Genomic DNA, 12135 nt, shown 5'->3' with positions numbered 1-12135 from the left:
ATTCGCCGGACAAAATATCAAATATTTATGGATGCCTATACATATAGACATTTTTTTATAATAAGTCCATGACCTGTCTCAAACCCATGATCACATACCGCTTTCACCAGCGAAGCGGCAGATATGCAGACTTCACCATCGGTGTCTGACGGCGATCCCCGTGCCGGCGCTTCCGGCGGGAAGCTAAACTGTAGCCTTTCCAGTCTGGCTCAAGCCTGTGCCCACTACTGAATCCCGTGTCTCTCTGACCTTGCCGGAGCCCGGCTGCATCCATTGCTGGTGGCTGCCCTACCAACGTGGGCAGGCAAGAGCCCCCCTGTTGGAGCTGCTTGCCCGTTATCTGCAGGTGACCCCCGAGACCATCGTGCTGGAATACGGAGCGCAGGGCCGTCCCCGGCTGGCTGGCCCTCTGGCTGGAAAACTGGATTTCAACTGGAGCCACAGTGGCCAACATGCCGCGATTGCCATCGCCTGCGGCATGCAGGTCGGTATCGACATCGAGTCCCGTCGTCGTCGACCACGCATGCTGGAGCTGGCCCGGCGCTATTTCGCCCCCGCGGAAAGCGACGCATTGGAGCAACTGGAGCCTCAGCGCCAGGAATCCGCTTTCTGGGCTTTGTGGACAGGCAAGGAGGCGGTACTGAAGGCCACAGGCAGCGGCATTTCGCACGGCCTGCACCGTATCAGTTTCCTGCCGTTGCTGAATGGCTGTCCGCTGGAAACCGTTGACGGCCGCCCGGCAACTGACTGGCAGCTGCGCCGGCCGGAACTGGATCCGGAATACAGCGTGGCAATAGCCTGGCAGGGGGTATCCGCCGAGGTGATCATCTACCGCATGAACGACTGAACCCACCGTTTCGGACAACAAAAAACCCGCCTCTCTCGAGGCGGGTTTCGAACTCTACCTGCAGACGGTTTTATTCGTCGTCGGCAAAGCTGATCTTGGTCAGACCGTAGCTTTTCGCATCAGCCAGCACCTGGGCCACCGACTGGTAAGCCGCCTGATCAGCTGCATGGATCTGCAGCTCGGGCTGGTTGGTCTGCTGGGCGATGACTGCGATCTGGGCGCGCAGGCCCAGCTCGTCGACAGGGGTGCCATTCCAGTAGATGGCCCCCCCCTGGTCGATCTTCACCTTGATCGGATCGGGCGGGTTGGTCGGATTCTGCACGTTGGGGTTGGGCTGCGGCAGATCGATCTTCACCTTGTGCTGCAGCAGGGGCGCAGTGATCATGAAAATGATCAGCAGCACCAACATCACGTCGACCAGTGGCGTGACGTTGATTTCCGACATCGGGCCCTTGGACTGCCCTGAACTGAATGCCATAGCCTTTAATCCTTGCCCGTCGTGATGAAGCCGACGTGGACCATGCCCTGATCCTTGGCATCGCCAAGAATCTGTCGCACGACCTTGTACGGGGTGTCCTTGTCAGCGCGGATCTGCAGTTCGGGCTGCGGCGACTTGGCCGCCGCAATCGCGAACTGCGACTTCAACTCGGTTTCCGATACCGGGTTGTCCGCCAGGAACAGGGAGCCGTCCTGCTTCACGGCCAGATCGATCGGCTCGATCGGCTCGTGATCCTCCTTGTGAGGATTCGCAATGGGCAGAACCACCTGAACTTTGTGCGACATCAACGGCGCCGTGATCATGAAGATGATCAGCAGCACCAGCATCACGTCAACCAACGGCGTGACGTTGATTTCCGACATCGGACCGCCGGAATTACCACCGGTGCTCATCGCCATGATTCAGCTCCTCAGAGGCTCGAGCTGACGCGCGAACCAGTTGCGAAGTAATCGTGCAGGTCATGCGCGAATTCGTCGAAACGGGCGTAGGTCAGACGGTTGGAGCGGCTGAAGAAGTTGAAGGCCAGCACGGCAGGGATGGCGGTGAACAGACCGAAAGCGGTCATGATCAGCGACTCGCCGACGGGGCCGGCCACCTTGTCCATCGACGCGCTGCCCGAAGCGGCGATACCGATCAGGGCACCGTAGATGCCCCACACGGTACCCAGCAGACCCACGAAGGGGGCAGCGGAACCGACGGTGGCCAGCACGGTCATGCCGCTTTCCAGACGCAGGCTTTCGCGAGCCACGGCCTGACGAAGGGCGCGATCGACGAAGTCGGAACGGCTCAGGGTCTCGGCCAGACGGCCACCGGCGGCACTCTGGTGATGGGCGGCGGCGAAAGCGGCGTCCAGAGCGATCTTGGAGAAGGGTTCGCTCTTGGGCTGGGCTTCCAGCTCCTGGATGGCCTGCTGGCCCTTGCCGTTCCAGAAACCGCTGATGACCTTGTCGGCACGGGCACGCACCGAGGTATTGCGGATCGCGTTGACCACGATGCAATACCAGGACGAGACCGACATCACGACGAGGACGATGAAGACGATCCAGCCCATCGCGTCGAAGTGGTGCACCAGATGGTCAAAGCCCATCTGCTGCATCGCGGCGGCGTTGGAGGTGCCGGCACCGGGGGCTGAGGGAGTGGCAGAAGAATCTTGGAACATAACGCTACCTTTGCAATGAAGTCAGACGTTGGGACGACTAAGTTGGAATTACATCTGGTTCAGGCTGAAAGAAATCGGTACGCGAACGTAACTTTCGACCTTCTGCCCATTCTTGACGCTTGGGTTGAAACGATACTTGCGGACGGTTTCCTCGGCAGCCCGGTCAAGCTCGCGATAACCGCTGCTGGTCTCGACCTGGATGTCCTTGACCGTACCGTCGGTCGCCACCAGCACCATCAGGGTGACCGTACCCTCATGCCGTTGGCGGATCGCCTGCGGCGGATAACGGACCGCTACCTTGGTGTTGTAGCTCGTATCCTGACTGCCGGCAATATCCTGAGGCGGCGCCGGAGGCGCGGGCGGAGCAGGCGGAACCGGCGGCGTCGGATTCGCGGTCGCCTCTTCCACCGGCGGTGGCGGCTGCGGCGGCGGCGGCTGCGGCGGCGGCTTGACCATCTTCACCACCTTCGGCGGCGGAGTCTTCGGCGGCTCCGGCGGCGGCGGCGGCGGCGGCGGCGGCGGCGGCGGCGGCTCGATGAAGTTGATCTGGACGGTCTTTTCCTTCTGCTTGACCTGCTGCTTGGGCGGCGCGGCAGGCGCAACCAGCAACAGGAAGGCGAATGCATGCAACACGATAGCAACCGCCATCGCGATGGTGCGCCTCCAATTAAACGGCTGCGAGCCGGTTGATTCGATAGTTGAGGCCATCAGTCACTTTCAGTTAAGAACGTTGCAATCAGAAAAGTCCATACCGCGCTCCCCTCAGCAAGACGTCTAGATAGCTCTTGCTGCGTTGCGGTACATGGTAGGTGAAGTTAACGGTACAACAGCCCGAAGGGTTTGTATAGCACCAGAAAGTCGGGGTTCAGCCAGACTGTGAACAGAATCCACGGACGTCTGGACATCATGTCCCTGTGGCGATACGCATATCCCTTCGGGCGACAAGCCTTGGCGCTTACTGGTTGCCTGACTTCTTGAGCCAGGCCTTGGCCTTCTCTGCCGTTTCCGGGTAACCGGCAGCCTGCTTCATGGCAGCGATGGCACCGGCACGGTTTTTCAATCCGCGTTCGGACTGGGCCAGCATCACATAAGCATTGCCCTTGTGAGCGTAGCCTTTGGCGATGCCATCCTGGATGTATTTTTTCGCCGCAGCGAACTTGTTCTGGGTCAGCAGGATCTGGGCGGTCTTGATCGCGGGTTCGCCATCATTGGCCTGCGGGATGGCCTTCTCGTAGGAAGCCAGAGCCGCGGCCGAATCATCGGCCAGATAGGCGGCATCGCCGGCCAGCACATTGTTGGCGGCATTGTCGTCAATGATGCCCTTGGCCTGACCTTCCTTCAGCACGGCCAGCGCCTTGGCGGCATCCGGCTTGCTGTCGGCACTCTCCTGGCCACTGATCAGATACATCTTGGCCAGCATCACGTAACTCTTCTCGTCCGTGAGGTGCCCGCCTGCACGTGCCTTTTCCAGAGCCGCAATCGCCTTGGGGTATTGATGGGCATTGGCGTAAACAGCGACGGCATTCTGCAAGGCCTGCGGATCTTCAGGATGCGCATCCAGTTCCTGCTGCGCCAGAACCCCGGCCTGATCGCTCTGTCCGGTCTCGTTGTAGCTGGCCATCAGCACCGAATTCCAGCTCGGATTCGGCGTGGTGGTCATCGATTGCGCTTTCTTGATCGCGGCGATGGCTTCGGGATACTTCTGCAGACCGTAATAGGCCTGGCCTTCCAGCGCGTAGGAATCGGCGGTCTCGCGCTTGCCTTCGGTACGCCATTTCTGGATGGTATCGATACCCAGCTGTTCCTGATGATCGGCGATATAGAACTGGGCTAGTTCGTATTCCAGCTGGAAATAAGCCTCGTTCGGCAGTGCGCCGCCGTCCAGCGACTCCTTCAGCAAGCTGATGCCGCCCTTGAGATCACCGGCCTTGTAATCGAGGTTGGCCAGGCCCTGCTGAGCCAAGGCCTTGGCGTATTTGCTCTTGCTGTGGTCCACGATGGACTGCAGCAACGGCGTGGCCTTGGCGGTATCACCTTCATTGGCGGCATTCAGACCGTCATTGAGATTCTTCTGATCCTTCTCGCTGCTGAGATCAGGCTTGGGATCCTTGCGAGTGGCATCCGGGTAGAGTGCCTGCGGCTTGGCCTGATCCGCATGCTTGGCCAGCGCCAGGCCCGGGATCGTTGCGACGGAGCCGCACATGATTGCCGCCGTCAAAAACCGATACAGGATGCTGCGCTTCATACCCGGATGTTCCTCTGTATGTGAATGATATGTGTCATGACATTGATGACAACCAGCCTTAGAGCGTAACCGCATACACGACTCAATAACAAGCCGAACACCCCAATCAGCAATCCATTTTAAATTCAATATGTTACATATAAGTGAATTCTGGCGAATTGCACGATCCAGAATTCGCTCAGTCTGCCGTGGACGACAAACAAAAAAACGGGCGGGCCGCATGATGCGCCCCGCCCACCGTGTCGGCAGATGTTCGCTGCCTGATCAGATGTCCAGATTGGCGACCCGCAACGCATTGGTCTCGATAAAGTCGCGCCGGGGCTCGACTTCCTCTCCCATCAGCATGGAAAACATTTGATCGGCGGCCACCGCATCCTGAATGCCGACCTGCAACATGCGCCGGGTATCCGGATTGACCGTGGTATCCCACAGCTGCTCAGGATTCATTTCACCCAGGCCCTTGAATCGCTGGATGCTGCGACCTTTCTTTGCCTCTTCCAGCAACCAGCGGGTCACATCGGCGAACGTCAAAACTCCGCGCGAACCCGAACCACGGCGTACCACTGCATCATCCTGGATCAGGCCATGCAAGGCCGCGCTGATCCTGGCGATAGGACGGAAATCGGTACCGGTGAAAAAGCCCTGCGGCAGCAGCCAGGTATGGCTGAGCCCATGTTGCTCGCGGACTACCTCGATCGCGGCCGCGCTCTGTTCATGAATCGCCGGCCGCAGGCTGAACCGGTAGCGCGGTTTGCCCAGACCGCTGGCCGCCAGACGCCGGGTCAGCTCATCCAGCCAGCCCTGCATCTCCGTTTCCTGGTGCCACCAGGCCGGATCAAACGGCGTCGCTTCGACCATCGCCGTCAATACCGCACTGTCGAAACGATGTCCCAACCGGGAGATCTGGTCCAGAGCCTGCTGATAATCGCGGAGCAGAGTTTCCAGCGCCTCCCCACTGATCGGGGGCGCATCGGCACTGTATTGCAGCTCGGCATTGTCGACCGCGCTTGAGATCAGATAGGCATTGAGCGCTGCGTCATCCTTCAGGTAAAGCTCTTGCTTGCCCTGCTTGACCTTGTACAAGGGCGGCAGGCCGATATAGATGTGGCCACGTTCGATCAGCTCCGGCATCTGCCGGTAGAAGAAGGTCAGCAGCAAGGTACGGATATGCGAGCCGTCAACGTCCGCATCGGTCATGATCACGATGCGGTGATAGCGTAGCTTGTCGGGGTTGTAGTCGTCCTTGCCGATTCCGGTGCCCAGTGCCGTGATCAGCGTTCCGACTTCGGCGGAGGCCAGCATCTTGTCGAAACGGGCCTTTTCCACGTTGAGGATCTTGCCCTTCAGGGGCAGCACCGCCTGGGTCTTTCGATTGCGGCCCTGCTTGGCCGAGCCACCTGCAGAGTCACCCTCGACCAGAAACAGTTCGGACAGGGCCGGATCCTTTTCCTGGCAGTCTGCGAGCTTGCCCGGCAAGCCGGCAATGTCCAGCGCGCCCTTGCGACGGGTCATTTCGCGGGCCTTGCGGGCCGCCTCGCGTGCGCGGGCCGCATCCACCGCCTTGGAAGCAATCGCCTTGGCCTCCGCGGGATGTTCCAGCAGGAACTCGCTCATCTTTTCGTTGACGGCCTGTTCGACGGCCGTCTTCACTTCGCTGGAAACCAGCTTGTCCTTGGTCTGCGAAGAAAACTTCGGATCCGGCACCTTGACCGACAGCACGGCGATCAAGCCTTCGCGCATATCGTCCCCCGAAGGCGCGATCTTGGCCGATTTGGCGATGCCCGAACGCTCGATATAGCCTTGCAGCGAACGGGTCAGTGCGGTACGGAAACCGGTCAGATGGGTACCGCCATCCCGCTGCGGAATATTGTTGGTGAAACAGTAGACGGCTTCCTGATAGGAATCCGTCCATTGCATCGACACCTCCACCGTGATCGCGTCCTGCAAGGCAGTCAGGCTGATCACGTTCTGATGCAGCGGCGTCTTCAATTGAGCCAGATGCTTCACGAAGGAAGCGATGCCCCCTTCATAGGCAAACACGTCTTCCCTGCCCTCCCCGCGCTCATCCCGCAGGATGATGCTGACGCCCGAGTTGAGAAAGGCAAGTTCGCGCAACCGCTTGGCCAGAATATCGTAGTGGAACTCGACATCCGAAAAGGTCTGGGGACTCGGCAGAAAACGGACGGTAGTGCCACGCGTCGTTGCCGGCCCGACCTCGCGGATCGGCGCCAGCGGTTCCCCCAGAGCATATTGCTGCTGGTACTCATGTCCGTCACGACGGATGGTCAGCCACAAGCTGTCGCTCAGCGCATTGACCACGGAGACGCCGACACCATGCAGTCCACCCGAAACCTTGTAGGAATTGGCATCGAACTTGCCGCCGGCATGCAACACCGTCATCACCACTTCCGCGGTGGAACGACCTTCTTCCGGATGGATATCGACAGGAATACCACGACCATTGTCGCTGACGCTGACCGAGCCATCTTCCAGGATCGAGACTCGCACCTGATCACAATAGCCAGCCAAGGCTTCATCAATCGCATTGTCAACGACTTCGAACACCATGTGGTGCAGACCGGTACCATCGTCGGTGTCCCCGATATACATACCGGGACGCTTGCGGACGGCTTCCAGGCCCTTGAGAACTTTGATGTTGCTCGAATCGTAATTTGTATTCATGCGTGGTCCGTGAAGTGGCTGCCGCAGGCTGATGCCATGGCGCACAACCGTAAGCGGTATCAGTGTTGACCATTATAGCAAAGTCGGTTATAGCCGGCTTGTGGGACTCAATTCAGGGGCTCCATCGACATCACCGCGCCATGTTCCACGTGGAACATCCTGGTCTGCGGCCACCCTGCTCCGCCGGGAGGATGCGTCCCCGTCACCAGTATCTGTTGATCATGCTCGGCCAGCAGCGCCCAAAGTGCTTGTTGGTGCCGGTCATCCAGCTCGGATGCAAGATCGTCCAGACAAAACACCGGCCACTCGTCCTTGACCTGTTTGAACTGACCGCATTGAGCCAGATACAGACTCAAGGCCACCAGCTTTTCCTGGCCACGGGAAAAATATTCCTTGCCAGGCGCATGCTCGAAGGCAATGCCAAGATCAGATCGATGGATACCATGCCGGGTATGGCCCCGCACCACGTCGCGCTCGCGTGCTGAAGCCAGCTGTTCCAGCAAGGACTGCTGCTCGGGCCAGCCTTGCTGGTAACTCAGGCTGACGGCGCCAAGTTCAGGCAACAATGCGGCCACCACGGCAGCAAGCGGTTGGCGCAAGGATTCGACATAGGTGCGGCGGTAATGGTTGATGGCCTCACCGCTTATCGCCAATTCGTGTTCCCACGGCTGGTATAGCCGATCATCATGTCGGTGAGCCGAACGCAGCAAGGCATTGCGTTGTTTCAAGGCTCGCTGATATCGCCGCCAATCAGGCAGAAATGCATGTTCCACGTGGAACAGACCCCAATCCAGAAAGCGACGACGCTCCTCAGCAGCCCCTGAAACCAAAGCATGTGAGCCTGGTGAAAAGCACACTACAGGGCAGTGCAACACCAGATCACCGAGACTGGCATCGACACCATCAACTCGAGCTTCCCAGCGCCCTCCTTCGCGTCCCAAGCCAACTTTGGAGTGCCCTGCTTCGTCCTTCCGGGCCTGGACTTCTGCAAAAAGCTCCATCCGCGAATCCCCTCGCCGAGTCAGTGCATCCTTGTGACCCGAGCGAAAAGAACGTCCATGGGAAAGCAGAAAAGCCGCTTCAAGCACACTGGTCTTGCCGGCACCATTGTCACCGACAAAGACATTGACTCCGGGCGAAAGCTGGATGTCTACCTCGTGCAGACAGCGTAGCCCCCGAATGTACAAACGTTTCAACTGCACTTCGGTGCTCCTGTACAGCAAGACTCCGCCGTGGTGTGCAGCGACATCCTGACCGAGGACGGTTGTCGCAGCCTACCGGTTTTGTGATGAACATGTCGAACGCCATAGCCGGTGCCTGTCAGCCCTTCCCGCCTGTCAAGCCATGGCTCCAACGTGCAATACCAGCAAATCATGATCCCGACGGCGCCAGGTTCACCTTCCATCCGCCAGTCTTTGCCATCGCCATGGCTTTGATCCGGTGCGGTCAGACGTGGCAAAAGTCAGCCAGGAGGGATTCGGAGCAGCATCCGCGCTCTGGCAACAGAGCTCTCAGTTGTGTTCCAGAACACTCACCACCGCGAAGCCTCCGGATCTTGCGCAGGAAGGCCTGCAGCACACCACGCTCGGTGAACAGCATCCAATCCACCGGCAGGCGAAGTTTCCCTTGGCAAGCAATGTCCGCAATCGATGTGCCTGTTTCGCGATCAGGGCAGCAAGGATCACCCATATTTCGTCGATAGCGGGCTCCAGGTGAGTATCTGAGGGCATCCATAGGCAAAAGCCGGCAGATTTCACGTAGGAGGCCGTCGAAAAAATCCAGCACAGCCTTCAGATTGAAATCTGGGCACGGAGCAGGGCTCATCCTTGCAGAAGGCAAGCACAGCGGTCAGCGGAGACACGTTCAAAACCCGGTTGGTTCCGACTGATTGCAAAACAGCCGAAGCCTGCACGGCTCCGGCTGTACATTGCGCATCCAGATGGATGTCAGAGTCGCAAAGGCATGATCACATGTTTGGTCTGTTCGTTGTCTTCGTCCTGAAGCAAGCAACTGGACTGAGCGTCGCGCAGACTGAGACGTACTTTTTCACCCGAAAGTGCAGCCAAGGCATCCAGCAGGTAACCGACATTGAAGCCGACAGCCAGATCCGAGACACCGGTATCAGCCTCAAGCTCTTCAACCGCCTCTTCCTGCTCGGGATTGTGGGCGATGATCCGCATTTTGCCGGGCATCAGCTCGATCTTTACACCACGATATTTTTCGTTGGAAAGAATGGCTGCGCGCTGCAGAGCCCCCCTCAGTTCATCCCGGAACAGCACCGCTTGCTTGTCGGCACCAAGCGGGATGACGGCCTCATAGTCAGGGAATCGGCCATCTATAAGCTTGGACGTAAAGACGACTCCTTCACGTTTTATTCTTATATGATTCCTTCCGAATTCGACGTCTATACCGCCTTCACCCGAACCAAAAAGGCCTATAAGTTCATTGACGCCTTTGCGTGGAATGATGACCTGGCGCTGATTGGCGACAGCATCGCCCAGATCGATTTCCTTCAGCGCCAGACGGTGACCATCGGTGGCAACGCAGCGCAACTGCTGCTGTTTCAGTTCAAGCAGCATGCCATTCAGATAATAACGGACATCCTGGTTCGCCATGGCGAAAGCCGTCCGTTCCATCAGATCACGCAGCACATTTTCCGGAAGGCTGACTTTTTCGACCAGTTCGATCGATTCGATTACCGGAAATTCAGTGGCTGGCAAGGTGGCCAAGGTGAATCGGCTGCGTCCGGCATTCACATTGACGCGTTCGCCACCCAGTTTGACATGGATGGTCACGCCATCGGGCAAGGCTTTCACGATATCGAACAGCTTGCGTGCGGGAATGGTGACCTCACCGTCAACCGCGTCGGTGACCTCGCAGGTCGCGATCATCTCGACTTCAAGATCGGTTCCGGTGAAGGAAACCCTGCCTTGGTGCACGTTGACCAGCAGGTTGGCGAGAACTGGAAGTGTCTGACGGCGTTCAACCACTCCGACGACTTGCTGGAGCGGTTTGAGCAGTGCTTCGCGCTGTATGCTGAATTGCATGCGGTGCATCCCCTAAAGCTGCTTTTCTGTTTTTAAAGAAAAAGGTGGTTGTTGTAGGTGCGGTGTATAACTTGAAAAGCCGTAAATTTCCATGAATATCATGGGATTGGCGATTTGATGCTTGTGACCAGAGTCCCGCCCCGCCTGTGCGCTCCCTGTGGATAAGTTCAGGCCATCAAGTTCTGCACCTATTATCCACAAGTTTTACGCCGTTGATTCAATGGTTTGTTCAACTCGGGCGGCGTTTTGCCCCCGTGCTCAGCCGGTGAGGATCCGGATCAGCTGCTCCCAGTCCTGGCGCATCCGGTTGTCTGTTTCACAGAATTTCCGGATCGTGCGGCAGGCGTGCAGTACCGTGGTGTGATCGCGCCCGCCAAAGGCTTCGCCGATTTCAGGCAGGCTGTGCTCGGTCAGTTCCTTGGACAGGGACATCGCGATCTGGCGGGGCCTGGCCAGTGACCGCACACGCCGCTTGGAAAGCAGATCCTGCAGCCGGACCTGGTAGTAGTCGGCGGTGATCTTCTGGATATTGGGGATGGTGATGGCCTGGGCATGGGTGGCCAGCAGGTCGCGCAAGGTTTCCTCGGCGAATTCGACGGTGATCGGCCGGCCGTAGAAGTTGGCGCGGGCGGCCAGGGTATTGAGCGCCCCCTCCAGGTCACGCACGTTGGAGCGGATCCGCTTGGCCAGCAGCATGGCGACTTCGTCGGACATGACGACGTCTTTTTCCTGCGCCTTGGCCAGCAAAATGGCGGCCCGCGTCTCGAAATCCGGGGGTTCGATGGCCACCGACAGACCCCAGCCCAGGCGTGACTTGAGCCGCGGTTCCAGCTTGTCGACTTCCTTGGGATAGCGATCGCAGGTCAGCACGATCTGCTGCTTGGATTCGAACAAGGCATTGAATGTATGGAAGAATTCTTCCTGGGTGGTGTCCTTGCCGGCGAAGAACTGGATATCGTCGATCAGCAGCGCATCCACGCTGCGGAAACGGCGCTTGAACTCATCCATGCTCTTGGTGCGCAAGGCCTCGATCATCGAGCCGACGAACTGCTCGGAACGCAGATACAGCACCTTGAAATCGGGATTGCGCTCCAGCATCAAGTTGCCGGCGGCGTGCATCAAATGGGTTTTGCCCAGGCCGGTGCCGCCATAGAGCAGCAAGGGGTTGTAGGCCTTGCCCGGATTCATCGCCACCTGCATCGCCGCGGCCTTGCCGAGCTGGTTGGATTTGCCTTCGACAAAGGTATCAAAGGTGTAATGCAGGTTCAGATTGTGCGCAAAACTGGCTTCGGTCCGCTCCGGAACGGCGTGCGAGGGCTGGATGACTTCCTGTCGGAGGACTTCGTCGGGGTGCCCGCCGGCGCGCGCCGACAGCGACGGCCGGCTTGAAGGCCGCGCCATCGGTGTGTTGGACCCGACTTCCAGTTTTACCTTCAAATCATGGCCGGTCAGCTGGCTGATCACGCGGGTGATCAGCGCCAGATAGCGTTCACTGACGGTATCGAGCGTGTACGGATTCGGGGCGAACAGGCGCAGGCCTTCCGGATCATCCCGCGCCTGCAGCGGCATCAGCCAGGTATGCAGTTCTTCCGCACTGAGTTCCGTCTCCAGCCGCAACAGGCAACGACGCCACAAGTCACTCATAGCATTTCTTCA

General features: G+C 58.7%; 10 protein-coding genes. 1 reads left to right on the top strand and 9 read right to left on the bottom strand.

Annotated elements, in window-relative coordinates; all coding sequences use genetic code 11:
- Positions 1 to 217 precede the first annotated feature (217 nt).
- Positions 218 to 847: a 4'-phosphopantetheinyl transferase family protein gene (locus tag FRAAU_RS00050; protein WP_014401528.1), complete on the top strand. Its 630-nt coding sequence runs from the start codon at positions 218 to 220 to the stop codon at positions 845 to 847.
- A 70-nt stretch (positions 848 to 917) separates the two neighbouring features.
- Here FRAAU_RS00050 and FRAAU_RS00045 read toward each other — a convergent pair whose 3' ends face one another.
- From FRAAU_RS00045 to dnaA, 9 genes are all read right to left on the bottom strand, one after another.
- On the bottom strand, positions 918 to 1325 hold the full coding sequence (locus tag FRAAU_RS00045) for an ExbD/TolR family protein (protein WP_014401527.1): 408 nt from the start codon (positions 1323 to 1325) through the stop codon (positions 918 to 920).
- Positions 1326 to 1330: 5 nt separating this feature from the next.
- A complete protein-coding gene (locus tag FRAAU_RS00040; protein WP_014401526.1) occupies positions 1331 to 1744 on the bottom strand; it encodes an ExbD/TolR family protein in 414 nt (137 codons plus the stop codon).
- Positions 1745 to 1755: 11 nt separating this feature from the next.
- Positions 1756 to 2505 carry a MotA/TolQ/ExbB proton channel family protein gene (locus FRAAU_RS00035; protein WP_014401525.1) on the bottom strand — a complete coding sequence of 250 codons (750 nt, stop codon included), beginning with the start codon at positions 2503 to 2505 and terminating at the stop codon, positions 1756 to 1758.
- Between the two features lie 48 nt (positions 2506 to 2553).
- Positions 2554 to 3138 (bottom strand): energy transducer TonB, encoded by a 585-nt coding sequence (locus tag FRAAU_RS00030; RefSeq protein ID WP_245546414.1) that lies wholly within the window; start codon positions 3136 to 3138, stop codon positions 2554 to 2556.
- Between the two features lie 322 nt (positions 3139 to 3460).
- Complete coding sequence (locus tag FRAAU_RS00025) at positions 3461 to 4750, bottom strand: tetratricopeptide repeat protein (RefSeq protein ID WP_014401522.1); 1290 nt, start codon at positions 4748 to 4750, stop codon at positions 3461 to 3463.
- A 264-nt stretch (positions 4751 to 5014) separates the two neighbouring features.
- The gene (gyrB, locus tag FRAAU_RS00020) at positions 5015 to 7432 is read right to left on the bottom strand and encodes a DNA topoisomerase (ATP-hydrolyzing) subunit B (protein ID WP_014401521.1); all 2418 of its coding nucleotides are present in this window, start codon (positions 7430 to 7432) and stop codon (positions 5015 to 5017) included.
- Positions 7433 to 7539: 107 nt separating this feature from the next.
- Positions 7540 to 8634 carry a DNA replication/repair protein RecF gene (recF, locus tag FRAAU_RS00015; RefSeq protein WP_014401520.1) on the bottom strand — a complete coding sequence of 365 codons (1095 nt, stop codon included), beginning with the start codon at positions 8632 to 8634 and terminating at the stop codon, positions 7540 to 7542.
- Between the two features lie 744 nt (positions 8635 to 9378).
- Positions 9379 to 10479 carry a DNA polymerase III subunit beta gene (gene dnaN, locus FRAAU_RS00010; protein WP_014401519.1) on the bottom strand — a complete coding sequence of 367 codons (1101 nt, stop codon included), beginning with the start codon at positions 10477 to 10479 and terminating at the stop codon, positions 9379 to 9381.
- 258 nt (positions 10480 to 10737) lie between these two features.
- Entirely contained in the window at positions 10738 to 12123 is a 1386-nt protein-coding gene (gene dnaA, locus FRAAU_RS00005) for a chromosomal replication initiator protein DnaA (protein WP_014401518.1), read from the bottom strand.
- Between the last annotated feature and the right edge of the window lie 12 nt (positions 12124 to 12135).

It is taken from the genome of Frateuria aurantia DSM 6220 (assembly GCF_000242255.2).
GTDB classification, from domain to species: Bacteria; Pseudomonadota; Gammaproteobacteria; order Xanthomonadales; family Rhodanobacteraceae; genus Frateuria; species Frateuria aurantia.
Note: the sequence above shows the minus strand (reverse complement) of the source record. Positions and strands in the feature narration are given on the sequence as shown.

Excerpts from the sequence above, each read along its gene's own strand:
- FRAAU_RS00045 (WP_014401527.1), bottom strand. The coding sequence starts at position 1,325 with ATGGCATTCAGTTCAGGGCAGTCCAAGGGCCCGATGTCGGAAATCAAC.
- FRAAU_RS00040 (WP_014401526.1), bottom strand. The coding sequence starts at position 1,744 with ATGGCGATGAGCACCGGTGGTAATTCCGGCGGTCCGATGTCGGAAATC.
- FRAAU_RS00035 (WP_014401525.1), bottom strand. The coding sequence starts at position 2,505 with ATGTTCCAAGATTCTTCTGCCACTCCCTCAGCCCCCGGTGCCGGCACC.
- FRAAU_RS00025 (WP_014401522.1), bottom strand. The coding sequence starts at position 4,750 with ATGAAGCGCAGCATCCTGTATCGGTTTTTGACGGCGGCAATCATGTGC.
- gyrB (WP_014401521.1), bottom strand. The coding sequence starts at position 7,432 with ATGAATACAAATTACGATTCGAGCAACATCAAAGTTCTCAAGGGCCTG.
- dnaN (WP_014401519.1), bottom strand. The coding sequence starts at position 10,479 with ATGCAATTCAGCATACAGCGCGAAGCACTGCTCAAACCGCTCCAGCAA.
- dnaA (WP_014401518.1), bottom strand. The coding sequence starts at position 12,123 with ATGAGTGACTTGTGGCGTCGTTGCCTGTTGCGGCTGGAGACGGAACTC.